General features: G+C 69.8%; 20 protein-coding genes and 1 other RNA gene. 11 read left to right on the forward strand and 10 right to left on the reverse strand.

Annotated features, from left to right (window positions below; genetic code table 11):
• Window positions 1–38 precede the first annotated feature (38 nt).
• From HJG44_RS00165 to cydB, 3 genes are all read left to right on the forward strand, one after another.
• Window positions 39–860, forward strand: a complete 822-nt coding sequence (locus HJG44_RS00165; RefSeq protein ID WP_171216349.1) for an MBL fold metallo-hydrolase — start codon at window positions 39–41, stop codon at window positions 858–860.
• Window positions 861–960: 100 nt separating this feature from the next.
• Entirely contained in the window at window positions 961–2,397 is a 1,437-nt protein-coding gene (locus HJG44_RS00170; RefSeq protein WP_171216350.1) for a cytochrome ubiquinol oxidase subunit I, read from the forward strand.
• A 10-nt stretch (window positions 2,398–2,407) separates the two neighbouring features.
• Complete coding sequence (gene cydB / locus HJG44_RS00175) at window positions 2,408–3,451, forward strand: cytochrome d ubiquinol oxidase subunit II (RefSeq protein WP_171216351.1); 1,044 nt, start codon at window positions 2,408–2,410, stop codon at window positions 3,449–3,451.
• Between the two features lie 104 nt (window positions 3,452–3,555).
• On the opposite strand, the gene HJG44_RS00180 is transcribed toward cydB, so the two are convergent.
• From HJG44_RS00180 to HJG44_RS00195, 4 genes are all read right to left on the reverse strand, one after another.
• Window positions 3,556–4,116 carry a VUT family protein gene (locus HJG44_RS00180; protein WP_171216352.1) on the reverse strand — a complete coding sequence of 187 codons (561 nt, stop codon included), beginning with the start codon at window positions 4,114–4,116 and terminating at the stop codon, window positions 3,556–3,558.
• 73 nt (window positions 4,117–4,189) lie between these two features.
• Window positions 4,190–5,401, reverse strand: coding sequence for a TadE/TadG family type IV pilus assembly protein (locus tag HJG44_RS00185; RefSeq protein WP_171216353.1), 1,212 nt, complete (start codon window positions 5,399–5,401; stop codon window positions 4,190–4,192).
• 92 nt (window positions 5,402–5,493) lie between these two features.
• On the reverse strand, window positions 5,494–6,213 hold the full coding sequence (queC, locus tag HJG44_RS00190; RefSeq protein WP_171216354.1) for a 7-cyano-7-deazaguanine synthase QueC: 720 nt from the start codon (window positions 6,211–6,213) through the stop codon (window positions 5,494–5,496).
• An 80-nt stretch (window positions 6,214–6,293) separates the two neighbouring features.
• Window positions 6,294–7,577 carry a polyhydroxyalkanoate depolymerase gene (locus HJG44_RS00195; RefSeq protein ID WP_171216355.1) on the reverse strand — a complete coding sequence of 428 codons (1,284 nt, stop codon included), beginning with the start codon at window positions 7,575–7,577 and terminating at the stop codon, window positions 6,294–6,296.
• A 241-nt stretch (window positions 7,578–7,818) separates the two neighbouring features.
• Here HJG44_RS00195 and HJG44_RS00200 point away from each other — a divergent pair, with 241 nt between their 5' ends.
• Window positions 7,819–9,192, forward strand: coding sequence for an ActS/PrrB/RegB family redox-sensitive histidine kinase (locus HJG44_RS00200; RefSeq protein ID WP_246736023.1), 1,374 nt, complete (start codon window positions 7,819–7,821; stop codon window positions 9,190–9,192).
• A 69-nt stretch (window positions 9,193–9,261) separates the two neighbouring features.
• Window positions 9,262–9,804: an ActR/PrrA/RegA family redox response regulator transcription factor gene (locus tag HJG44_RS00205; protein ID WP_171216356.1), complete on the forward strand. Its 543-nt coding sequence runs from the start codon at window positions 9,262–9,264 to the stop codon at window positions 9,802–9,804.
• Between the two features lie 5 nt (window positions 9,805–9,809).
• Here HJG44_RS00205 and HJG44_RS00210 read toward each other — a convergent pair whose 3' ends face one another.
• Complete coding sequence (locus tag HJG44_RS00210) at window positions 9,810–10,301, reverse strand: MmcB family DNA repair protein (protein ID WP_171217219.1); 492 nt, start codon at window positions 10,299–10,301, stop codon at window positions 9,810–9,812.
• 146 nt (window positions 10,302–10,447) lie between these two features.
• Between HJG44_RS00210 and HJG44_RS00215 the strand changes: the two genes are divergently transcribed.
• The 3 genes from HJG44_RS00215 to HJG44_RS00225 are packed head-to-tail and all read left to right on the forward strand — an operon-like array spanning window position 10,448 to window position 15,132.
• Entirely contained in the window at window positions 10,448–13,048 is a 2,601-nt protein-coding gene (locus HJG44_RS00215; RefSeq protein WP_171216357.1) for an ABC transporter ATP-binding protein, read from the forward strand.
• Window positions 13,045–13,896 carry an MBL fold metallo-hydrolase gene (locus tag HJG44_RS00220; protein ID WP_171216358.1) on the forward strand — a complete coding sequence of 284 codons (852 nt, stop codon included), beginning with the start codon at window positions 13,045–13,047 and terminating at the stop codon, window positions 13,894–13,896. Before HJG44_RS00215 ends, HJG44_RS00220 begins: the two co-directional genes overlap by 4 nt.
• 54 nt (window positions 13,897–13,950) lie before the next feature.
• On the forward strand, window positions 13,951–15,132 hold the full coding sequence (locus HJG44_RS00225; RefSeq protein ID WP_171216359.1) for an aminotransferase: 1,182 nt from the start codon (window positions 13,951–13,953) through the stop codon (window positions 15,130–15,132).
• Window positions 15,133–15,214: 82 nt separating this feature from the next.
• Here the strand turns inward: HJG44_RS00225 and HJG44_RS00230 are convergent, their stop codons facing one another.
• Window positions 15,215–18,745, reverse strand: coding sequence for a PAS domain-containing hybrid sensor histidine kinase/response regulator (locus HJG44_RS00230; RefSeq protein ID WP_171216360.1), 3,531 nt, complete (start codon window positions 18,743–18,745; stop codon window positions 15,215–15,217).
• 106 nt (window positions 18,746–18,851) lie between these two features.
• On the opposite strand from HJG44_RS00230, the gene mscL reads away from it, so the two are divergent.
• Both mscL and HJG44_RS00240 read left to right on the forward strand, forming a co-directional pair.
• On the forward strand, window positions 18,852–19,277 hold the full coding sequence (gene mscL, locus HJG44_RS00235; RefSeq protein WP_171216361.1) for a large conductance mechanosensitive channel protein MscL: 426 nt from the start codon (window positions 18,852–18,854) through the stop codon (window positions 19,275–19,277).
• A 118-nt stretch (window positions 19,278–19,395) separates the two neighbouring features.
• Window positions 19,396–20,598 (forward strand): pyridoxal phosphate-dependent aminotransferase, encoded by a 1,203-nt coding sequence (locus tag HJG44_RS00240; RefSeq protein ID WP_171216362.1) that lies wholly within the window; start codon window positions 19,396–19,398, stop codon window positions 20,596–20,598.
• A 3-nt stretch (window positions 20,599–20,601) separates the two neighbouring features.
• Here HJG44_RS00240 and HJG44_RS00245 read toward each other — a convergent pair whose 3' ends face one another.
• The 3 genes from HJG44_RS00245 to HJG44_RS00255 form a co-directional block, all read right to left on the reverse strand.
• Complete coding sequence (locus HJG44_RS00245; RefSeq protein WP_171216363.1) at window positions 20,602–21,369, reverse strand: N-acetylmuramoyl-L-alanine amidase; 768 nt, start codon at window positions 21,367–21,369, stop codon at window positions 20,602–20,604.
• Window positions 21,350–22,069, reverse strand: a complete 720-nt coding sequence (locus tag HJG44_RS00250) for a J domain-containing protein (protein WP_171216364.1) — start codon at window positions 22,067–22,069, stop codon at window positions 21,350–21,352. Before HJG44_RS00250 ends, HJG44_RS00245 begins: the two co-directional genes overlap by 20 nt.
• A 65-nt stretch (window positions 22,070–22,134) precedes the next feature.
• Window positions 22,135–22,404: a YMGG-like glycine zipper-containing protein gene (locus HJG44_RS00255; RefSeq protein ID WP_171216365.1), complete on the reverse strand. Its 270-nt coding sequence runs from the start codon at window positions 22,402–22,404 to the stop codon at window positions 22,135–22,137.
• Window positions 22,405–22,599: 195 nt separating this feature from the next.
• Here HJG44_RS00255 and rnpB point away from each other — a divergent pair.
• Window positions 22,600–22,987: RNase P RNA component class A (gene rnpB / locus HJG44_RS00260), an RNA gene on the forward strand.
• A gap of 14 nt (window positions 22,988–23,001) precedes the next feature.
• Here the strand turns inward: rnpB and HJG44_RS00265 are convergent.
• Window positions 23,002–23,289, reverse strand: a complete 288-nt coding sequence (locus tag HJG44_RS00265; RefSeq protein ID WP_210260871.1) for a hypothetical protein — start codon at window positions 23,287–23,289, stop codon at window positions 23,002–23,004.
• Between the last annotated feature and the right edge of the window lie 7 nt (window positions 23,290–23,296).

Raw genomic sequence — 23,296 nt, forward strand, 5'->3', positions numbered from 1 at the left:
GCGCGGGCGTTTGTACCCCGGGCTCGCCCGGAGGCCTGATGCGCGTCCATCATCTCAATTGCGGCTGCATGTGTCCCGTCGGCGGCGCGCTGTTCGACGGCTTCAGCCGGGGCCTGCGCGGGACGCTGATCTGCCACTGCCTCCTGATCGAGGCCGACCAGGGCCTGGTGCTGGTCGATACCGGGTTCGGGACGCGCGACGTCGAGGAGACCTATCCGCGGCTCAGCCCGCTCTTCGTCCACCTGAACCAGATCCGGTTCGAGCGCCGCTACACCGCCCTGGAGCAGGTGCGCAGGCTCGGCTTCTCGCCGTCGGACGTGCGGCACATCGTGCTCACTCACCTGGACTTCGACCATGCGGGCGGGCTCGAGGATTTCCCGGACGCCACGGTCCATGTCATGGCTGACGAGATGGAGGCCGCGCGCCGTCGCCGCGGCTTCATCGCCCGCAACCGCTACCGCCCGGAGCAATGGGACGGCGTGAAGCATTGGCGCTTCTACGGCGCCAAGGGCGAGCGCTGGTTCGGCTTCGACGCGGTGCGCGAGCTCGAGGGCCTGCCGCCCGAGATCCTCATGGTGCCGCTGCCCGGCCATACCTGGGGCCATGCGGGGGTCGCCGTCGACGCTCCGGGCGGGTGGCTTTTCGACGCCGCCGACGCCTATTTCTTCCGCCACGAGATGGACCGGCCCGGGCGGCACGCCCCGCCCGGCGCGCGCGCCTATCAGCGCATGATGGCGGTGGATTTCGACCTCCATCTCCGCAACCAGGCGCGCCTGCGGAATCTGGCGATGGACACGGACGCTAAGGTCCGCATCTTCTGCAGCCACGATGCGGTCGAGTTCGCGGCCTTGTCGCAGTGAGCCGGACCGGCTCCTATGCGCTATCGCCGGGCGCCATGTTCCGGCGGGGCTTGCAGGACCCGGCGCCCGCCGGTTCGATCCGGGCTAGCGAGGGAGACGGATGACGCTCGACGCCCTGATGCTGTCGCGGATCCAGTTCGGATTCACGATCGCGTTCCACATCATCTTCCCGGCCTTCACGATCGGGCTGGCGAGCTGGCTCGCTAGGCTCGAATTCGAGTGGCTGCGCACCGGCAACTACCTCTACAAGAACCTCTACAAGTTCTGGGTGAAGATCTTCGCCGTCTCCTTCGGGCTCGGCGTCGTGTCCGGGATCGTGATGAGCTACCAGCTCGGCACGAACTGGTCGCGCTATTCCGAATTCGGCGGCAACGTGCTCGGGCCGCTGATCGCCTACGAGGTGATCACGGCCTTCTGCCTGGAGGCCGGCTTCCTCGGCATCATGCTGTTCGGCTGGGACAAGGTCGGCGACCGCCTGCACTTCCTGTCGACATGCCTCGTCGCCCTCGGCACGCTCATCTCCGCATTCTGGATCCTCTCCGCCAATTCCTGGATGCAGACGCCGGCCGGGTTCCGGATCGAGAACGGCATCGCGCTGCCGGTGGACTGGTGGCAGATCATCTTCAACCCGTCCTTCCCGATCCGCTACGCCCACATGGTGCTCGGCTGCTTCCTGACCACCGCCTTCGCGGTCGGGGGCATGTCGGCCTGGATGCTGCTCCGCCACCCGCACGATGCGCCCGAGGCGAAGCTCGCGGGCGCCCGCACCTCGCTCTCCATGGCGATGTGGTTCGCCGTCGTGATGGTGCCGGTGCAGATCTTCATCGGGGACGCGCATGGGCTCGGGGTGCTGAAGCACCAGCCGACCAAGCTCGCCGCCATCGAGGCGAACTGGGAGCGCACCGCGAACATGCCGCTCCTCCTGTTCGCGATCCCGGACGAGAAGGCCGAGAAGAACCATTACGAGATCGGCATCCCGAAGCTCGGCAGCTTCGTCCTGACCCACTCCTTCGACGGCGTCGTGCCCGGCCTGAAGGACGTGCCGCCGGACCAGCGCCCGCCGGTCTGGCCGGTCTTCTTCTCCTTCCGGATCATGGTCGGGATCGGATTCCTGATGCTCGGGCTCTCGCTCTGGAGCCTGTACCTGCGCTGGAGGGGCACGCTCTTCACCAACCGTCCCTTCCTCTACGCCGCCATGCTGATGACGCCATCCGGCTTCGGGGCGGTCCTGTTCGGCTGGTTCGTGGCCGAGATCGGGCGCCAGCCCTGGGTGATCTACGGCCTGCTCCGCACGGCCGACGCCGTGTCCCCGGTCGCGGCCGAGGCGGTCGCGACGTCGCTCGTTACCTTCATGGTCGTCTACGCCTTCATCTTCGGATTCGGGAGCTACTATCTGGCGAAGCTTCTGCGCCGCGGCCCGGACCCGGTCGAGACCATGCCCGGCGAGGAACTCGGCAAGATGCCCAAGCGTCCCTTCTCCGTCCCCAGCGAGAGCCTCGAAGGCGGGCCGGGCCGCCGCGCCCTGCCGGCCGAATAGGGAGACGGCCATGTTCGGCTTTGCCACCGACCTTCACGGCTGGGCCTTCTGGCTGCCCCTGATCTGGGCGGCGATCCTCGGGATCGCGGTCGTCATGTACGTGGTGGCCGACGGGTTCGATCTCGGCGTGGGCATCCTGTTCAGCGGCGCGCGGGAGCGCAGCTGGCGCGACCGCATGATGTTCTCGGTCGCGCCGATCTGGGACGGCAACGAGACCTGGCTGATCCTCGGCGGGGTCGGGCTCTTCTGCGTCTTCTCGCTCGCCTACGCGATCATAATGCCGGCGCTCTACATCCCGATCCTCATCATGCTGATCGCCCTGATCTTCCGCGGCGTGGCCTTCGAGTTCCGCTTCAAGGCCGAAAGCTCGCAGCGGATCTGGGACCATGCCTTCCATTACGGTTCGCTGATCGCGACCTTCGCCCAGGGCATGGTGCTCGGCGCATTCGTCCAGGGCTTCCGGCATTCCGGCCGGGCCTATGCGGGCGGGACCTGGGACTGGCTGACGCCGTTCACCGTGATGACCGGGATCGGGCTCGTCTGCGGCTACGGGCTGCTCGGAGCCACCTGGTGCGTGATGAAGACCACCGGCGAACTCGAGCTCTGGGCGCGGCGCAAGGCCACGCTCTTCCTGTTCGCCACGATCGCCTCCATGGCGATCGTCTCCGCCTGGGTGCCCTTCCTCGGGCTTCACATCGAGGAGCGCTGGTTCCGCTGGCCGAACGTCGCCTTCCTCTGGCCCGTCCCTCTCGTGACCGCGCTCGTCGCCTGGCTGATCTGGAAGACGCTGCAGGACGGGCGCCACATCGCGCCCTTCCTCCTCACCATAGTGCTCTTCCTGCTCGGCTTCCTCGGGCTCGGGATCAGCCTCTTCCCCTATGTGGTCCCGCCCGACATCACGATATGGCAGGCCGCGAACGCGCCCGAATCGCAGATCTTCGTGCTCGTCGGCTACGCCGTCGCGGTGCCGATCACCTTCGCCTACACGGCCTATGCGTACTGGGTGTTCCGCGGGAAGGTGGCCGAGGACATCGTGGCGGAGGCCTACCATTGAGCCGGCTGCCGCGCCTCGCCTGGTTCGTGCTCCTCTATGCGGGGAGCGTCGCCGCCTTCACGATCCTGGTCTACGGATTGCGCGCCATCGTTCCACGCTGACGCTCAGGCGAGCGCGATGCCGAGCCGCTCGTCCCGGCGGCGGATCCACTGCACCACCGGGATGGTGAGCAGCACCATCCAGAGCTTGCCGAGGATCTGCCCGGGCAGGAAGTCGAGGCTGCCGAAGGCGAGGTGGAGGAAGACCGCTGAATCCACCACGAGCCCGACGATGCTGGACGCGACCACCGCGAGGACGAAGCGCCGCCGCTGCAGCGGCGTGTAGACGAAGAAGTCGGCCAGTTCAGAGAGCAGAAAGGCCGCCGCCGAGGCCAGAACGATCGCCGGCGGAGCCACCCAGGCCGACAGGGCCGCCCCGATCAGGATCGCGGCCAGCCCGGCGAAGAGCCCGAGCCGGCGCTGGACCATGTCGCGGAGGACGAGCGCCAGCCCGATCATGAGCACGCCGGAGGGCGCCATCACGCCCGGCGCGACCGGGATCAGGCAGGGCCCGCCCGGCGGACATGTCGTCCCGACATGGCCGATGAGCCAGTTGGCCGCCGGGATCGTCGAAATGAAGAGGGCGAGGGCGGCCGCGCCCTCGATGCGGATGCGGGTTTGAGACATGCCGGAAATCCAGAGGAGCCGGCTTTCTTCAGGCAAGGACCCTGCCGGTCAAGCCGGCCGGCGGCGCAGCCGGTCAGCGTGCGATGCGGGTGCCGGTGATCGTCGAATAGATGGAATCGAAGGCCGGCTGCAGCTGCGACACGTCCTGCACGTCGTAGTACATGCTCGGATTCGAGGCGCAATCCTGCAGCAGGCCCGCATTCCCGTCGATGATGCGGGCGGTGAAGACCACGATGCCGGCGGCCTTGACGGCGTCGCAGGCCTGCCGCGTGCGGGCATCCATCGCGGCGACGCCCGAGATGCCGCGCATCTTCGTGTTCTCGCCGTCGGTCATCAGGATGATGTACTTGGTCAGCGCTTTCGTGCCGAAGGGCAGGGCGTTGGTGACCGGCTCGGCCGGCGACAGCAGGTGGTGGCCCCACACCATCCCGATCGTCAGGTTGGTGGTGCCGACCGCATTCATGCCGTCGATCGAGGCATGGAGCGCCGCGAAATCGTTCGTGAGCGGCAGGATGGGTGCGAGGTTGCAGGCCGCCGTCCGGGTCTGGTCCGGGCCGTAGAGCGTGCTCGCGACCCCGGAGCTCGGCGCGGTATCCTTCACGTCGTTCGGCTGGTCGCGGTCCCAGATGCAGCCGGAGGTCGCCGGGTTGGTGGTCCAGTAGCCCGTCTGGGTCGGGTCCACCCACCAGGACGTCTTCAGGCTGCCGAGATTGACGTCCGTCTCGAAGGGGACGATCCCGATGCGGACCGCGTTCGGGCCGCCCGCGCTCGCCTGCATCTTGGTCAGGAAGCTGTGCGCGGCCGCCTTCAGGGTCGGCAGCTTGTTCGCCTGGTTCATCGAGCCGGTATTGTCGAGAACGAGCACGATCTCGACCTTGGTGTCGCCGTAGAGCGCCTCGGAACGCCCTGCGACCGACATCGTGCGGATCCCCAGCACGTTCATCAGCGTCGTCGGGACCCCCGCCGTCGCGTCCACCCGGACGCGGTCCGCCAGGAAGGTCACCTTCACGCTCAGGTCGTTGATCTTGTCGGTCGCGAAGGTCTTGCGCAGGTAGTCGGTCGCGGCCGCATCCGACATCGGGGTGCCGCTCAGCTGCTCGTTGTTCTTGGCCGCGAGCAGGGCCGCGCCGTCCACCGCGCGCTGCAGATTCGTCTGTACGGAGGCGGCCCGCGAATAATCCATCGCCATCCCGACGGCCCCGATCAGGACCATCGCCGCGAACGCGAACATCAGCGCGACGCTGCCCTCGACGTCCTGGCGGAAGCGCTCCACGGCCGCTGTCATGCTCCGGCATCCGGTTTCGGGCCGGAATGTAGCGCCTGAAGCTTACGGCCATCTTTCGGGAATAGCCGAGGCCGCGCGATCCTGCGCGGGCGTTAACGGCCCGTTGCCGCGCGCCAGCGGGCGAAGCCGTCGGCCCGGAGCCGGCACGCCGGGCAGGAGCCGCAGCCATAGCCCCATTCGTGCAGCCGGCTGCGGTCACCCAGATAGCAGGTATGCGTCGCCTCGACGATCAGGCGCAAGAGTTCGGCGCCGCCGATGCTTTCCGCCAGCGCGAAGGTCTCGGCCTTGTCGCGCCACATCAGCGGCGTGTGCAGGACGAGCCGCGCCTCCAGCCCGAGATTCAGCGCCACCTGCATCGCCTTGATCGTGTCGTCGCGGCAATCCGGGTAGCCGGAATAGTCGGTCTCGCAGACGCCGAGCACGATGTGCCGGCAGCCGCGCCGATAGGCGAGGGCGGCCGCGAAGGCCAGGAACACGAGGTTGCGGCCCGGCACGAAGGTGGTCGGAAGCCCGGAGGCGGATACCGCGATCTCGACGTCCCGGGTGAGCGCCGTCTCCGAGATCTGGCCGATGGCGGCGAGCTCGATGCGGTGGTCGGGTCCGAGCCGACCTTCGCCGAGGCCGCCCGGCCGCGACAGCGCCTCGCGGATCCCGGCACGGCATTCCAGCTCGACCGCGTGCCGCTGGCCGTAATCGAAGCCGACCGTCTCCACCTCCGGAAAGCGTCGGAGGGCCCAGGCCAGGCAGGTCGTCGAATCCTGCCCGCCGGAGAAGAGGACGAGCGCGCGCTTATCGGAGGGCGTGGCCGTCATGCTAAAGCATGCCGTGGCTACGCGCCTGCCGGCCCAGGGTCAAGCGAGGGTCCGTCGGCTCCCGCCGACGCGGCGGGCGCCTAGCTTACGACCGCAAGCTTCGCGCGCCGTGCGCGCGGGACCTGTCTCTGGCCGTCATGCGTCGCCACGAAGTCGGCGATGCGCGGGGCGATCTCGGAGCGGAAGCGCGAGCCGTTGAAGACGCCGTAATGGCCGACGCCTTTTTGCAGGTGGTAGGCCTTCCGGTCCTGGGACAGGTTCGGCGTGAGCTCGAGCGCCGCGAGCGTCTGGCCTACGCCCGAGATGTCGTCCTTCTCGCCCTCGACCGCCATGATGGCACAGCGGCGGATGGCGAGCAGGTCCACCGGGGCGTCCCGGTGCAGCATCTCGCCCTTGGGCAGCTCGTGGTCGACGAAGACCTTGGCCACGGTCTGCAGGTAGAACTCGGCCGTGAGGTCCATGACGGCCAGGTACTCGTCGTAGAACTCGCGGTGCTTCTCGGCGAGGTCGCCGTCGCCCCGCACGAGGTGATTGAACATGTCCCGATGCGCCGTCATGTGGCGGTCGAGGTTCATGGCCATGAAGCCGGAGAGCTGCAGGAAGCCGGGATAGACCCGCCGTCCGGTGCCCGGATAGCCGAACGGGACCGTGTGGATGCAGTTGCGGCGGAACCACTCGACGCCGCGCTTCTCGGCGAGCTGGTTCACGGCGGTCGGAGAGCGGCGCGTGTCGATGGGGCCGCCCATCACGGTCAGCGAGCGGGGGATCGCCGGGTCGTCGAGCGCCTCGAGCCTGGCGACGGCCGCGATGGCCGGCACCGAGGGCTGGCACACCGCGAGCAGGTGGAGGTCGGGGCCGAGCTCGCGGCACATCTCGATCACGTAGTCGATGTAGTCGTCGAGGTCGAAGCGGCCCTCGACCAGCGGCACCATGCTGGCGTCCGTCCAGTCGGTGACCATCACCTCGTGCGTGGGCAGGAACGCTTCGACGGTGCCGCGGAGCAGCGTGGCATAATGGCCGGACATCGGCGCGATGATGAGGAGCTTCGGCTGCCGGCGCGGGCGCGCCACCGGCCCGCGCCGGAACGCGATCACCTGGCAGAACGGCTTCGACCAGACGATCTCCTCCGAGACGGGGACGCGTTGCCCGTCGATGAGCGTGGAGGTCAGGCCGAATTCGGGCTTGGCGTAGCGGCGGGTGGTCCGTTCGAACATCTCGCAGGCCGCCGCCATCGTGCGGCCCATGGGCGTGTAGGTGAGCGGGTTCGCCGGATTGTTGAGCGCGAGGCGGGTGAGGTCGGAGGCGGCGCGGGCTGGCGCGAGGATCGCATGCGCGGCGTCGTACCAGTAATATGCGAGGTCCATCGACACTCCTGCACTCAGCCCCGGCAGGTGGCCGCGAGCCGAGCGTCAACCCTGGGTTTCGGCCGGGGTTCCTCGAATCGTACGACAACCTTTCTTTCGTGGATATGAACCGAGCACGCCCTTTCGGCGTAACACCAGGGGCCGGACTGCTGGCGCAGGCGAATTTCCCAACCCATGTGATGTCTTCGCCTCAGCCTTTCGTCCAAGCATCCCGAGTGCCCGGGGATCCGATGTGCCAGGCCTGATCTCGACCCTGAAGGAGCATCCGGCGACGGGAGCGATCGGGCGCGACGCGCGCCGGCTGAAGCTCGACACGCTGGTCCGGCTGCGCTGGCTCGCGGTCGCCGGGCAGTCGGCGGCGGTCGCCTTCGTGCATTTCGAGCTCGGCTACAAGCTGCCCTTCGGCGCCTGCCTCGCGGTGATCGCGTCGGCCGCGCTCGTCAACCTGTGGCTGAGCCTCAGATGGCCGGCGAGCCACCGCCTCGGCGAGGATCTCGCGACCGTTCTCCTCGCCTTCGACATCCTCCAGCTCGGCGCCCTCCTCTATCTCACGGGCGGCCTGCAGAACCCCTTCGCGATCCTGTTCCTCGCGCCCGTGCTGATCTCGGCCGCCGCGCTCTCGCCGGCCCGCACGGTGGGGCTCGGATTCCTGGCGGCCGGCTGCGCCACGCTTCTCCTGTTCCACCACCGGAAGCTGCCCTGGGGCACGGAAGGCGGGCTCGAGCTGCCTCACCTCTACGTGCTCGGCGTCTGGAGCGCGATCCTCCTCGGCCTCGCCTTCACGGGCGCCTTCGCCTACCGGATCGCCGAGGAGGCGCGCCAGCTCTCGGCGGCGCTCGCCGCGACCGAGCTGGTTTTGGCGCGCGAGCAGCACCTCTCGCAGCTCGACGGCCTCGCGGCCGCGGCCGCGCATGAGCTCGGGACGCCGCTCGCGACCATCGCGCTCGTCGCCAAGGAGCTCGACCTGCAGGCGCCGGAAGGCAGCCCGCTCAAGGAGGACACGAGCCTGCTCCGCGAGCAGGTGGAGCGCTGCCGCTCCATCCTGTCCAAGCTGACCTCGCTCGGCGACGACCAGGGCGGCTTCCTGGAGAGCATGAGCCTGCGCCACCTGATCGAGGAGGTGGTCGGGCCGCAGCGCTCCTTCGGGGTCGCCATCGAGGTCGTCTGCACCGGGGAGGGACCCGAGCCGGTGAGCCGGCGCTCGCCGGGGCTGCTCTACGGCCTCGGCAACCTGGTCGACAACGCGGCCGATTTCGCGGAGAGCCGGATCCTCATCGAGGCGCATTGGACCGCGCACGAGGTCTCGGTCGAGATCCGCGACGACGGGCCGGGTTTCCCGCCCGAGGTCCTTCTGCGGGTCGGGGAGCCCTATGTGACGACGCGCGGCCGCGGCGACGACGGGAGCGGGTCCGGCCTCGGGCTCGGCCTCTTCATCGCCAAGACCCTGATCGAGCGCTCGGGCGGCCAGCTCACGTTGTCGAACGCCATGCCGCCCGAGCGCGGCGCGATCGCGCGCATCGTCTGGCTCCGGACCAGCTTCGAGGAAAAAACCGCAATCACGACAACGGGATCGGTTCCCGCCCCCCTGACGAACCCGGAGAGCGTTCCCATATAGGGTTCATCAGATGCCCCGATCGAGGATCGTAACGTGGCTCAGCCCCAGATCGCCCCAGCTGAGAGCAACATGCCCATGACGGCTCTCACCGAAAACTCCCTGCTGCTTGTCGACGACGATCGCGCATTCTCGACGCGTCTCGCCCGCGCCATGGAGGCCCGCGGCTTCCAGGTCAGGGTCGCCGAAAGCGTGGCCGAGGGCGTGGCGGCCATCGAGGAGAAGGCTCCGGCCTATGCGGTCATCGACATGCGCCTGGCCGACGGCAACGGCCTGGACGTCATCGCCCGCCTCAAGGAGCGCCGGCCCGATGCCCGCGGCGTGATCCTGACCGGCTACGGCAATATCGCCACGGCCGTCACGGCCGTGAAGCTCGGCGCCTTCGACTATCTGGCCAAGCCCGCCGACGCGGACGAGATCCACGCCGCCCTGAAGGCAGAGCCGGGCGAGCGGGCGAGCCCGCCCGAGAATCCGATGTCGGCCGACCGGGTGCGCTGGGAGCACATCCAGCGGGTCTACGAGCTCTGCGGCCGCAACGTCTCGGAGACGGCGCGCCGGCTCAACATGCACCGCAGGACGCTCCAGCGCATCCTGGCCAAGCGCGCCCCGCGCTAGGGGGCTCAGTCCATCCAGCCGGCGGCGCCGGCCGGATCGACCAGCATGTGGTGCCGGTTCGCCGCCGCATGCGCGAATCGCAGGGTGACGGCCTTGCGGCGCGCCCCCGCCATCCTGTGCTCGGGCGCCTCCCGCACCATGGCGGCCCCGTAGCCGTCGGCCACGATCAGCCCGGCCTCGTCCGGGAGCACCCGGCACGGAAACGTCCCGCTCACCGCGAAGAAGAAGCGGTCGCACAAGTCCCGGTATTCCGGCCATTTCCCGTCGGCCCGGAAATCGGCGAGCGACGATTTCACCTCCACGATCCAGACGCAGCCGTCCGGACCGAGCGCGATGATGTCAGCCCTCCGGCCGGAGGCGAGGGTCAGCTCGGTCACGGACGCATAGCCCAGCCCGGCGAGAAGCCGCCGCGCGCCCGTGCAGACGGCGAGCGCCGCATCCGACTGGCGCCCGTCGGGCGGTACGCTGAGCTGGCCCGGGCGGAGGGCGAGGTTCATCTCGGACGGCCTGTTCACGATTCGTTTATGGTAACCTGTCGGCTTCCCGGCGGCTTGTCACGCGTCACCGGCCGGTTCTTGGCCGGGCACGTTGCCCCGCCGCCTGCCCGGGTCTAACCTGACCGTCTCTGAGGTCAGGGCGCGGTATGGAGCGCGATCCGGTACGTTTCGTCTGGCGGTCCGCGCCGGGTCTGAACATCCTTCTTCTCAGTCTGGCGCTCCTCGCGGTCCCGAGCCTCTGGATGATCCTGGACCTCGTGCGCGCGGCCATCGACGATGCTGCGCTCGGCCGCGCCTTCGAGGGCCGGCGGACGGCCTCCTTCATGCGCTACGCGCTCGTCCTGCCGGACCGGGTCGCCGAAGGCCCGCTCGTGATCTTCGGCGGCTTCACGGTCAGCCGGGCCGGGCTGGTTCAGGGCCTCCTCGCCGCCCTGCTCGGGGCCGCCGCGGCAACGGGCCTGTTCCTCGCCTGCTCGAGCCTCGTGCGGGCGGAGATCGGCCGGCGCGCTCTGGACGGCCTCGAGCGCCGCATCCTCGAAGGTATCGCATCGGCCCCGACTGCGGCGGCGGAGGGAGCGCGCCGCGCCGCGTCTCTGGCAAGCGAAACGCTCGCGCGACAGCGGACCTTTCTCGGCCGCGCCATCGGCACGCCGGCCCTCGCCGGGGCTCTCCTCATCGGCTGCCTCGCCTTCCTGGCCTATCTCGACCTACGGCTCGCTGGACTGGCGGGGATCGGGCTTCTCGGCTTCGGCTGGGCGACCGACGGCAGGGCGGCCGTTCGGGCCAGGCTCGGGGCGGCGGAGCTTTCGGCTAACGCGGCGCTCCGCAGGTCGCTGTCCTATCTCGCCGATCACCTCTCGGCCCTGGTGGCGCACGGCACGGCGGATCTCGAGCAGCGCCGCATCTCGACCGAGATGGCCCCGATCCGGCTGCCGGCCGACGCGCTGCGCCGCCGCTCGGTCGTGCTGCTCGGGGTCGCGGTCGGGCTTGCGACGGGGACCGTCGCCGCGGTGCTCGCTGCCGGCGCCTGGCTCGGCCTCGCCGGCCGCCTCTCTCCCGGCGAGGCCGCCGCAGGTGCGACGGCCGCCGCGCTGGCGGTCGGCGTCCTGGAGCGGCTGCTGCGCTGGCGGGCGGAGCGCGCCGCCGCCACCCCGGTCTTCGCCGAGATCGCGCGCCAGCTCGGATCGTTCAACGCCCGCCGCCAGGAGCGGAGCGCCGTCCCGCTTCCCGCCGCAGGCCCCGTGGTCGCGGAAGGCATCGCGGCCGATGGCACCCTGCGGAGCGGGCGCCTCGTCGGGCTCGACCTCGCCTTCGATCTCCCCGCACATGTAGGGCTGACGGGCGATCCCGATTCCGGCGCACGCACCTTCGCGGGGCTCCTCGGCGGGCAGGCCGTACCGCGGGCGGGCCGGCTGACCTTCGGCGGCGTGAGACTCGCGGATGCCGATCCCGCCGACCGGGCGCGGCGGCTCGCCTTCTCCGGCGGCGAGATCCTGCTGCTGCCAAACACGCTGAGGGCCAACATCCTGTATGGCTGCCGTGACCAGGACGCGGGCGATATCGAGGCCCGGATCATGTCGGCCGTCGAGACCGCGGGGCTGCGCGGCTTCGTGTACCGGCGGGGGCTCGCGGGCACGATCGATCCGCGGCGGGAGCCGGGTCTCGCGGCCGCGATCGTCGCGGCCCGGGCCGGCATCAGGGCGGAGCTCGAACGCGCCGGGCTCACCCACCTCGTCCAGCCTTTCGATCCGGAGCGCTACAACCCGCAGGCGACGCTCGGCGAGAACATCCTCTTCGGCGTGTCGCTCGGAGACACGTTCCGCGAGGAGAACCTCGCCACCCAGCCCTTCATGCGCAGCCTGCTGGACCGCGAAGGCCTGACGAAGCCGCTCGCCGATCTCGGGGCCGCGATCGTGAAGAGCACCCTGGAGATGTTCTGGGGCCTGTCGAGCCGCAGCGCCATCGTGGGTCGCTTCTCCCTCCTCACCGCCGCCGAGCAGGAGGAATTCGAGGCGCTCCTCGCGCGCCAGGGCGGATCCCAGCGCAGCGCGGCCTCCGCCCGCGACACCGCGCGGCTGATCGGGCTCGCGCTGCGCTACAGCGAGAACCGGCACCGGCTCGGTCTCCTCGGACCCGAGCTGGAGGAGCGGCTCCTGCGCGTCCGGGCCGCCTTCGCGCGCGACATCCCGAAGAGCCTGGAACCCTCGATCGAGTTCTTCCGCCCCGACCGGCTCTGCGCCGCGACCAGCATTCTCGACAACCTCCTGTTCGGCCGCGTGGCGGAGGACCAGGCGGCAGCGCGACCGCAGGTCCTCGGGGTCGTCCGGCGCGTGCTCGACGGGCTCGACCTCACGCGCGACGTGATGCGGGTCGGGCTGCAAACCCGCATCGATCCGGTCGCGAGCGGCCTCTCCCCCACCCGCGTGGCCGCCATCGACCTGGCCCGCTGCCTGGTGCGCAATCCCGACAACCTGGTAGTGGAGCGGGCGCTCGACGACCTGCCGGCGCCGGATGCCCTGAAGCTTCTGCAGCGCCTCACGGCCGCGATGTCGGGCCGGGGGCTCATCGTCGTGCTGCCACCGCAGCTCGACGGTGCGGCCGGGCTCCTCGATCAGGTCATCCCCTTCAGGTCCGGCAAGGTCGCCCCGGCAACGGCCGGGCGCGTCGCGGCACCGTCGCCAGCCGGCCCGTCCGGTGAGCGGGCGGCCGGCCTCCCCGTGGCCGAAGCGGCCTGGAGCGCCCGATGACCTCCCCCGCCCCGCAGAGCGGGCTCGAGGTGAAGTTCTGGGGCGTTCGCGGCTCCATCCCGGCCTGCGGGCCGCGCTTCGAGGAATATGGCGGCAACACTCCCTGCGTGGAGATACGCTGCGGCGGCCGCCTCGTCGTCGTGGATGCGGGAACGGGGCTCCAGGCCTTCGGAGTCGACCTCGCCGCGAACGCGCCGGCCGAGATCGACATCGTGCTGAGCCATCTGCATCTCGACCATGTCGGCGGGCTGCCCTTCTTCCGCCCGGCCTTGATGGCCGACCGCCTCGTCCGGCTCCATTGCGGCAACCTGCGCGGCGAGACGGCCGAGGAGGCGCTGGACCGGCTCTTCTCGCCGCCGCTCTTCCCCGTGAGCCTGGGCCAGCTTCCGAGCGCCTTCGAACATGTGGGGTTCAAGGCGGGCGACACGCTCCGCCTCGGCGACGGGCTCGCCATCCGCACCATCCCGCTCAACCATCCGGGCGGCGCGACCGGGTACCGCTTCGACCATGGCGGGCGGGCGGTCTGCTACATCAGCGACATCGAGCACGAGGAGCCGTGGCCGCCGCCGGACCTCGCCGGCTTCGTCCGCGGCGCCGACCTCGTCATCTATGACGGCATGTTCTCAGAGACGGAGTATCTGCGCTGCCGTGGCTGGGGGCACTCCACCTGGGAGAAGGGGGTCGCGCTCTGCGATGCGGCGGGCGTCCAGGCGCTCGCGATCTTCCACCTGCACCCGCAGCACGACGACGCCTATCTCCGGAAGGTGGACGCCGAGATCAAGGTGCGGATGCCGGGCGGCTTCCTCGCCCGCGAGGGGCAGGTCATCCTCTTCCCGGCCGTGGAGTAAATTCGCGCCCGGCGCGGAGCCGTGCTAGGAGCGCCGCCCTCCGAGGACCAGAGCATGAATCCGATCTTCGCCGACCTGCCGACGACGGTCTTCGAGACCATGTCGCGCCTCGCCCGCGAGACCGGCGCCGTGAATCTCGGCCAGGGCTTTCCGGACGATCCGGGCCCGGAGGATGTCCGGCGCAAAGCCGCCGAGGCCGTTGTCGGTGGCTGGAATCAGTATCCGCCCATGATGGGCATTCCCGAGCTGCGGGAGGGGATCGCGCGCCACTACGCGCATTGGCAGGGGATGAGCTTCGACCCCGGCACGGAGGTCATGGTGACCTCCGGCGCCACGGAGGCGCTCGCGGGCGCGCTCTTCGCGCTGATCGAGCCGGGCGACGAGGTCGTGCTCTTCGAGCCGATGTACGATGCCTATCTGCCGCTCGTGCGGCGGGCGGGCGGCGTCCCGCGCTTCGTGACGCTGACGCCGCCGCAATTCGGGCTGACGGAGGAGGCGCTTGCCGCCGCCTTTTCCGAGCGCACCAAGGTGGTCCTGTTCAACAACCCGCTCAATCCCGCCGCGACGGTCGCGTCCGCGGAGGACCTGGAGCTCCTCGCCCGGTTCTGCATCCGCTTCGGCGCGGTCGCGGTCTGCGACGAGGTCTGGGAGCACGTCGTCTTCGACGGGCGGCGGCACGTGCCGCTCATTTCGCTTCCCGGGATGCGCGAGCGGACGGTCAAGATCGGCTCCGCCGGCAAGATATTCAATCTGACGGGCTGGAAGGTCGGCTTCGTCTGCGCCTGCCCGGAGATCCTGCGGGTGCTCGCCAAGGCGCACCAGTTCCTCACCTTCACGACGCCGCCCAACCTGCAAGCCGCGGTCGCCTATGGGCTGGGTAAGGAGGACGGCCATTTCGAGGCGCTCCGGGCGGATCTCGCCCGCAGCCGCGACCGCTTCACGGCGGGCCTCCGCGATCTCGGCTTCGCGGTCCTGCCTTCCGCCGGGACCTACTTCCTGAACATCGACATCGCGCCGCTCGGCGAGGCGGACGACGTTTCCTTCTGCCGGCGCCTCGTGGAGGAGCACGGCGTCGCGGCGATCCCGGTCAGCGCCTTCTACGCGGAGCGGGCGGTCGCGAACCTCGTCCGGTTCTGCTTCGCCAAGCGCGACGAAACGCTCGACGCGGCACTGGAGCGACTCGCCGGCCTTGCCCGCGCGCGCGGCCTCGCTCCGAGCGGCGCGATAGCGGCCTGACGGCGCTTCGGACCAGGAAGCTCGCAGCGCCTCGGCGAACCAAGCGGCGCAGTCCAAAGCCGACCCGGCTGCTTGGCACGCGTCACTCAGCGGCCACCCGCGCGACATGCACGCGGGATAGGAGCGCCCGCAATGCGGCGGGCTTGAGCGGTTTGTTCAGGATGCTGACGTCCTGCTCGGCGGCGCGCTCCCGGAGTTCCGGGGAGCGGTCGGCCGTGACGAGAACCGCGGGCAGGTCGAAGCCGATCTCCTCCCGGACGGCGGCGATGGCCGAAAGCCCTTCGCCGTCGTCCAGGTGGTAGTCCGCGATCACGATCTCCGGCTCGCCCGCCGCGTGCACGCGCCCGCGCGCCTCCTCGATCGAGGTGGCGGTGACGACCTCGCAGCCCCAGCCCTTCAGAAGCCGCGCCATCCCGTCGAGCACCGCGGGCTCGTTGTCGATGGCGAGCACGACCATGCGCTGCAGCGGCGCGATCTGCGGACGGCGCGCCGTGGCGGGCGGTTCGGGCGCGCTGGACGGCTCGGCCCGGACCGCCGGCAGGGTCACGCTGAACACCGAGCCCCGGTCCGGCTCCGACTTGAGCCCGATTTCCGCCCCGAGGGTCTTGGCGATGCGCTCGACGATGGAGAGGCCGAGCCCGAGACCGCGGGCGGCCTTGGCGCCGGCCGAAAGGCGGCGGAACTCGCGAAAAATGGTCTTCTGCTGAGAGGCCGGGATGCCCATTCCCGTGTCCCAGACCTCGATCCTGGCCTGCGCGCCGCTGCGCCGCACGCCGACCAGAACGCGCCCGTTGGGCGTGTATTTCACCGCGTTGGAGACGAGGTTCTGGAGGAGCCGCCGCAGGAGCTGCCGGTCCGCCCTGACCGCGAGCCCTGTCCGCATGAAGGTGAGCTTCAGGTTCTTGGCCTCGGCAAGCGGGCCGAACTCGCGCGCGAGCTGCCGGAACAGCTCGTCGAGCTTGACCGTGGACCATTGCGGCCTGAGCGCGCCCGTATCGAGCCGCGAAATGTCGAGAAGCGTGGTGAGGATCTCCTCGACCGCATCGAGAGAGGCGTCGACGTTCTCCGCGAGGGAGCGCTCCTCCGGATCGGTCGTCCGCTCGGCCAGCGAGGTCGCGTAGAGGCGCGCCGCATTGAGCGGCTGCAGGATGTCGTGGCTGGCCGCCGCCAGGAAGCGTGTCTTGGAGGCGTTCGCCTCGTCGGCGAGCTTCTTGGCGCGGGTCAGCTCCTCGTTCAGCCGCGTCAGCTCCTCGGTTCTCTCGCGGACGCGCTGCTCAAGCGTCTCGTTCTCCCGCTCGCGCTCCTGCTCCTGAGCGAAGAGGTCCGTCACGTCCGTATAGGTATTGACGAGGCCACCTCCCGGGAGTCGGTTCGACCGGACCGAGATGACCCGTCCGCTGGGATAGAGCTTCACGCGGACCGGGCCGGGATCGTGCATGACGCTGTGCAGCCGCATGGCCACGAGATCGTCCACGTTGCCCGGTCCATAGGCGCCGCGCTCGGCATTCACCCGGATGATCTCCTCCATGCCGACCCCGATCCGGATGAGCTCCGGCGGGAAGCCGTAGAGGTCGATGAAGGCCTGGTTCCAGGTCAGCAGCCGGAGGTCCTTGTCGAGCACCGTGATGCCCTGCTGGGCATGGTCGATGGCGTGCTGCAGGAGGTCCCGGTCGTGCTGCAGGGCGGCTGAGGCTTCGTCGAGGAGCCGGAGCGCGGCGCGGGTCGAGAGGTTGCCCCGGCGCAGCACGAGCGAGAGCGCCAGCCGCGAGGAGGCTGCCCCGATCGCCGAGGCGAGCAGGTGCTCGGCATAGCGGAGGAAGTGGATGTCCGCCTCGGCCTGCTGGTCGAGCACCATGCCGCGCGAGCGCGCGAAGCCGGCAAAGGAGCGCCGCGTCCGGTCCTCGCCGAGAAAGCGTCCGACCGCGCGGCTGAGCTCGTCCACGCTGACGCTGGCGCGCAGGAGCCGCATCGTCGGCGCGATCGGCATCCGGTTCTCGCCCATGAATGCCGCGGCCTGCAGCCGCTCCAGGGCGTTCGCCGGCCGGGCCAGCGAGAACCCGATATAGGCGATGAGGTTGAGGGCGAGGCTCCAGACGATGCCATGCGTCAGCTGCGGAAGGTCCAGACCCGCGATCGCGGTCGGCCGCAGCCCCGCGAGGCCGAAGGGCCCCTCGGCAAGCAGGACGGAGGAGGCCGGATCGTCGATCATGGTCGGCAGGAGCAGCGTGTAGGCCCAGGTGACGATGCCGACCACGAGCCCGGCCGTCGCGCCCTGAGCGGTGGCGCGGCGCCAGAACAGCCCGCCCAGAAAAGCCGGGGCGATCTGCGCCACGGCCGCGAAGGAAAGAAGGCCGATCGCCGCGAGTTCCGCGTCTCCCGCGAGCCGGTAATAGGCATAGGCCAGGAGAGTCAGCGCGACGATGGAGATGCGCCGGACGAGAAGCAGGAAGCGGCCGAGATTGGGCGCCTCCGCACCCGGGAGGGCTTCGCCCGAGAAGCCGCGGCGCCGCAGGACGAGGGGCATCACGAGGTGGTTGGCGATCATCACCGAGACCGCGATCGTCTCGACGATCACCATGGCGGTGGCGGCCGAGAGCCCCCCGATGAAGGTGATGAGCGCGACCGTGCCCGATCCGCCATGGAGGGGGAGGAGCAGCACCGTCATGTCCCGGTCCACACCCTGGCCCGGGAAGAGATGGAGGCCCGCAAGCGCGAGCGGCACCACGAAGACGTTGATCGCGACCAGGTAGAGCGGGAACAGCCAGACGGCGCGGCGCAGGTCCTCCGGGCCCCGGTTTTCCACGACCATCATGTGGAACTGGCGCGGGAGCAGCAGGGCGGCCGATGCGGAAATCAGCAGCATGGCCGCGTAGCTGATCGGGTCGGCCGTGGGGCCGAGGAGATCGAGCGCATATCCGGACTTGCCGAGGCGCGCGACCATGTCCGTGAAGCCGTCGAACATCCAATAGACGACGAAGAAGCCGACGAGCAGGAAGGCGCCGAGCTTGACGAGCGATTCGAGCGCGATGGCGAGCACCATCCCGTTCTGGTGCTCGGTCGCATCGGCGTGGCGCGTGCCGAAGGCGACCGAGAAGCCTGCGAGCAGGATCGCGACGAGGAGGGCGATGTCGCCCAGGAGCGGGGTCCCCGTGGCCTCCCGGGTCTCGGCCGCGAGCAGCACCTCGACGGAGGCCGACACGGCCTTGAGCTGCAGCGCGATATAGGGCAGCGCGCCGATGACCGCGATGATGCAGACGAGCGCGGCGACGCGTTCGCTCTTGCCGTAGCGGGCCGCCACGAAATCCGCGACCGAGGTGATGTTCTGCGCCTTTGCGATGCGGATCACGCGCGCGATAAGCGGACAGCCGAGGCAGATCAGCAGGATTGGCCCGATATAGATCGCCAGGAAGTTCAGGCCTGCCCGGCTCGCGAGCCCGACCGAGCCGTAGAAGGTCCAGGAGGTGCAGTAGACGGCGAGCGCCAGCGCATAGACCGTGGGACCCCAGCGCCGCCGCATGACGCGGCGGCCGGAATGGTCGCCCCAATGCGCCACCGCGAACAGGAGGCAGAGATAGACGAGGGCCGAGAGAAAAACGGCCCAGCTCGCAATCATGGTCGGAACCTGGCGCTCACAGCCTTGATCCTACCGGCGCTTGCGAAACGAGGCCAATCCAGGAACATGGCCCCTTCCACTCGCCTAACCATTGCGGAGCGCGCCGATGCTCGAGGAATTCAAGAAGTTCGCGTTGAGGGGCAACGTCGTCGATCTCGCGATCGGCGTCATCATCGGCGCGGCGTTCAGCCGGATCGTCGACTCGGTCGTAGGCGACATCTTCATGCCCATCATCGGCGCCGTGACCGGGGGCCTCGACTTCTCGAACTACTACACCCCGCTGTCCAGCACCGTGCAGCAGGGGGTGGCCTATATCGACGCCAAGAAGCAGGGCGCCGTGCTCGGCTGGGGCAACTTCATCACGGTCGCGATCAACTTCGTGATCATCGCCTTCGTGCTCTTCATGGTGATCCGGGGGCTCAACCGGCTGAAGCTCCGCAGCGAGGCGGCGCCCGAGACGCCCGCCGACGTGAGGCTGCTCGCGGAGATCAGGGACATCCTCGCCTCCCGCGAGGCTCCGCTTCGACAATAGATCGGCGCGGCGAATGGCATCCATCAGCGCTTTTGGCTGAACCCGGGCCCGCTGGCCTGCTAGAAGGAGCGCTTCGCTCCCGACCAGCAGGTCCGCCGACCCGATGAACGCCGTTCCCATGTCCCTCCGCGCCGGCATCCGCCCGGAGGTCGAGCGCATGCCGGAGAGCGGCATCGTGGAGGTGGCGAATTACGGGCGCGGCCGCGATGGGCTCATTCCGCTCTGGATTGGTGAGGGGCACCGGCCGACGCCCGCCTTCATCGCGGAAGCGGCGAGCCGCGCGCTTGCCGCGGGCGAGACCTTCTACACTTGGCAGCGCGGCATCCCGGAGCTGCGGGAGGCCATCGCCCGCTATACGGGCCGGCTTTTCGGCCGCGCCTTCGATCCCGAGCGCTTCTACGTCACGGTCGGCGGGATGCATGCGCTGCAGATGGCGATGCGCATCGTCTCGGGTCCCGGCGACGAGGTGATCGTGCCGACACCCGCGTGGCCCAATTTCGAGGCCGCCGTCGGGGTGAACGGCGCAAGGGCCGTCGCCCTCCCCATGATCCCGGGCCCGGACGGTTGGGTGCTCGACCTCGGCCGGCTGGAGGCCGCGATCACGCCGCGGACGCGGGCGCTCGTGATCAACTCCCCGTCGAACCCGACCGGCTGGACAGCCTCGCGCGACGACCTCGTGCGCATCCTCCATCTCGCCCGCCGGCACGGGCTATGGATCGTGGCCGACGAGATATACCAGCGCTTCGTCTGGGACCCGGGGCTCGGCGCAGAGACGGGCCGTACCCCCTCCTTCCACGACGTCATGGAGGAGGATGAGAGGATCCTGTTCCTGCAGACCTTCTCCAAGAACTGGGCCATGACCGGATGGCGCATCGGCTGGCTCGAGGCTCCACCCGAGCTCGGCCCGGTGATCGAGAACCTCGTTCAGTACACGACCTCCGGCGTGCCGGCCTTCCTGCAGCGGGCAGCGGTCGTGGCCCTGGAGGAGGGGGAGGGGCTCGTCGAGGAGCATATCGCGCTCGCCCGGCACAACCGGCAGATCGTGTGCGAGGGGCTGCGCGCCACGAACGTCGTCGAGCTTCCCTCGCCGCCTGGCGCCTTCTATGCCTTCTTCGGCGTGGACGGTGTGAGCGACACCCGGCGTCTCGCGCTCGATCTGATCGACCACGCCAATGTCGGGCTCGCGCCCGGGACGGCCTTCGGGGCGGGCGGCGCCGCCTATCTCAGGCTCTGCTTTCTCCGCGATACCGCCGTGCTGGAGGAAGCCATCGGTCGGCTCGCCGCCGCTTTGCCGAGACTTGCTTCCCGACGTGCCGCCTGACCGTCAGCCCGGCCGGCTCGCGATGAGGTTCCGCAGGGTCGCCAAGGTCGAACTGTCGACGACCCCGTCGACCCGCGCTGGCCGAAAGTGGCGCTGGAAGGCGGTCACCACCTGACGGGTCGGCTCGTCATAGGTCCCACTCGCCTGGAGGCTGTAGCCGTAGAAGGCGAGCGCATCCTGCAGCGCTTCGACCTCCGGTCCCGTATCGCCCGGCTGGAGCATGACCTCGCCGGTCGGAGGCTGCGGTGCCACCCAATGGCCGATTCCGGCCTCGGCCAGCCTGTCCCACGGAAACAGCTCGCCCGGATCCTCCTTGCGCGATGGCGCGACGTCGGAATGGGCGAGGACGCGCTCGGGCACGATGCCCCAGTGGTCCACGATCGCCCGGCAGAGCTCGATCACGGACGTGATCTGCTCTTCCGGATAGGGCGGCAGGCCGCCTTCATGGCCCGGGTTCACGATCTCGATCCCGATCGAGCACGAATTGATGTCCGTCTCGCCGGCCCAGTAGCTCACGCCGGCGTGGTGGGCGCGCCGGTCCTCCGGCACGAGCTGGACGACCGTCCCGTCCTCCAGAACGACGTAGTGGGCCGACACCTCGGCGGCAGGGTCGCGCAGGCGCTGCAGCGCCATCTCCGCCGTCGGCATGCCCGTGTAGTGGAGCAGGAGGAGGTCCGGCCGGCGTCCGCCGCGGCGCTCGCCGTGATTCGGCGACGGGACGAAGCGCGAGACGATCGCCCCCGGTTCTCCGTCAGGCGGCCTGCCGCTCACGCTCGATCCGGTCCCAGGCCGCGTTGATGGCGCTCAGCCTGTCATTGGCGATCTTCACCGCCTCTGGAGGCAGGCCGCGGGCGATCTCCCGGTCGGGATGCGTGTCCGCGACGAGCTGCCGGTACCGGCGGCGCAGCTCCTCGTAGCTGGCCGAGCGGTCCACCCCGAGCACGCGATAGGGATCGTCGGGCAGCACCACATGGCGGGCGAGTGCGGCCTCGAACCAGGCCTCGTCCCGGCCGAAGATGCGGGCGACCTCACGGAGATAGGCGATCTCCGCCTCGTGGACTGCATGGTCCGCCTGCGCGATCAGGAACAGCCCGTCCACGATGTCGTCTAGGAGCGCGGGCTCGTCCGCAAGAAGCTTCGCGAGCTGGGCCGCATAGGCCTGGAACCCGTCCGTCGTGGCCTGAGCGAGCCGGAACAGCCGCTCGACGCTGGCGCGGTCCTCGTCGGGGACGACCACCACGCGGGAGAAGGCCTCGACCTCCGAGCAGGCGACGACGCCATCGGCACGGGCCATCTTGGCGGAGAGGGCGACAAGCCCGGTCGTCAGAACGACGTCCCGCGGCGCGGGGCCGAAGGGCGAACCCTCACGGTCGATGAGGTAGTGACCGGCGAACGCGCCGAGCAAGCCCCCGATCGGTCCACCGATCGCAAGGCCGAAACCTGCTCCGCCGAGCTTGCCCCAGATGGACATGAACGGCGCAATAGCAAAGCGGCATCCCGGCGCAAAGCCTGCCGGGATGCCGGAACGTCAGCTGGTCAGCGGCAATACACGTTGCCGTAGTAGTCCGTGTAGGTGCCGCGCGGGCAGGGTGCGGTCGCAGCACCCACGAGCGCGCCGCCCGCGGCGCCGATCGCCGCGCCGGCCAGCGTGCCGCCCACGCGTCCCCCGGAAGCCGCCGCCCCGATCGCTGCGCCCGTCGCGCCGCCGATCAGCGCGCCGCCGCCCGCCCGCTCCTCCGGGGTGTAGCAGCCGCCAAGCGACAGGGCGATCGCGCCCGCGAGCGTGAGGGGAATGATCTTCCTCATATGAGCTATTCCTCGTTTGGTCGCCGCTTTTCGCGGGAGCTTGGCCATACGGCCTTTCGAACTCGGCTGTCATGCAAACGTTCCGGCAAGTCGTGGAAAACGGCCAAGCTTGGTGTGCCGATGGTTCACATTCGACCGACGGTGTCTCTCGTCTGCGCCTTGACGGCCCGCCCCGGCGCCCTCAGATCACTTGCGTCAGCCGGCCGGGCGGCCGCTTCGGCTCACGCCGGGGAGGAAAGTCCGGGCTCCATTGAGACACGGTGCCGGATAACGTCCGGCGAGGCCTTGCGCCTCAGGGAAAGTGCCACAGAAAGCAGACCGCCGCCGGGTTCGCCCGGCGGTCAGGGTGAAAGGGTGCGGTAAGAGCGCACCGCGGACGCGGCGACGCGGACGGCACGGCAAACCCCACCGGGAGCAAGATCGAATAGGGGCGACAGCGGCTTGCCGCAGGCCTGTCTCAGGGCCCGTCGCCCGGGTTGATTGCTCGAGGCGGCCGGCAACGGCCGTCCCAGAGGAATGGCCGCCACGGCCGGACCGCAAGGTCCGGCCCATACAGAACCCGGCTTACAGGCCGGCTGACCCTTCTCGCAGCTCCGGTCAGCGGCGGTAATAGTACCGCTTGCCGTTCTTCACGTAGTAGCGGCGCGCCTTGTGAGGACGGCGTGCGCGCTCGTCCGGAATGCCGAGCACGCCCTTCACCCCGCCGACCGCGCCGCCGACCCCCGCTCCGACCGCACCGCCCACGACCCCGCCGACCGGCCCGGCCGCGCGGTTGCCCTCCGCCGCGCCTTGGCGCGCGCCGCCGATGATGCCCTGCGCATTCGCGGCCGGCACGGCCGCGAGGAAAGCGAGGCACCCGAGCATGACAGCTGTCTTCGTCTTCATCCGATGT

The sequence above is a fragment of the Enterovirga aerilata genome (assembly GCF_013044135.1).
In the GTDB taxonomy this organism is placed as follows: Bacteria; Pseudomonadota; Alphaproteobacteria; order Rhizobiales; family Beijerinckiaceae; genus Enterovirga; species Enterovirga aerilata.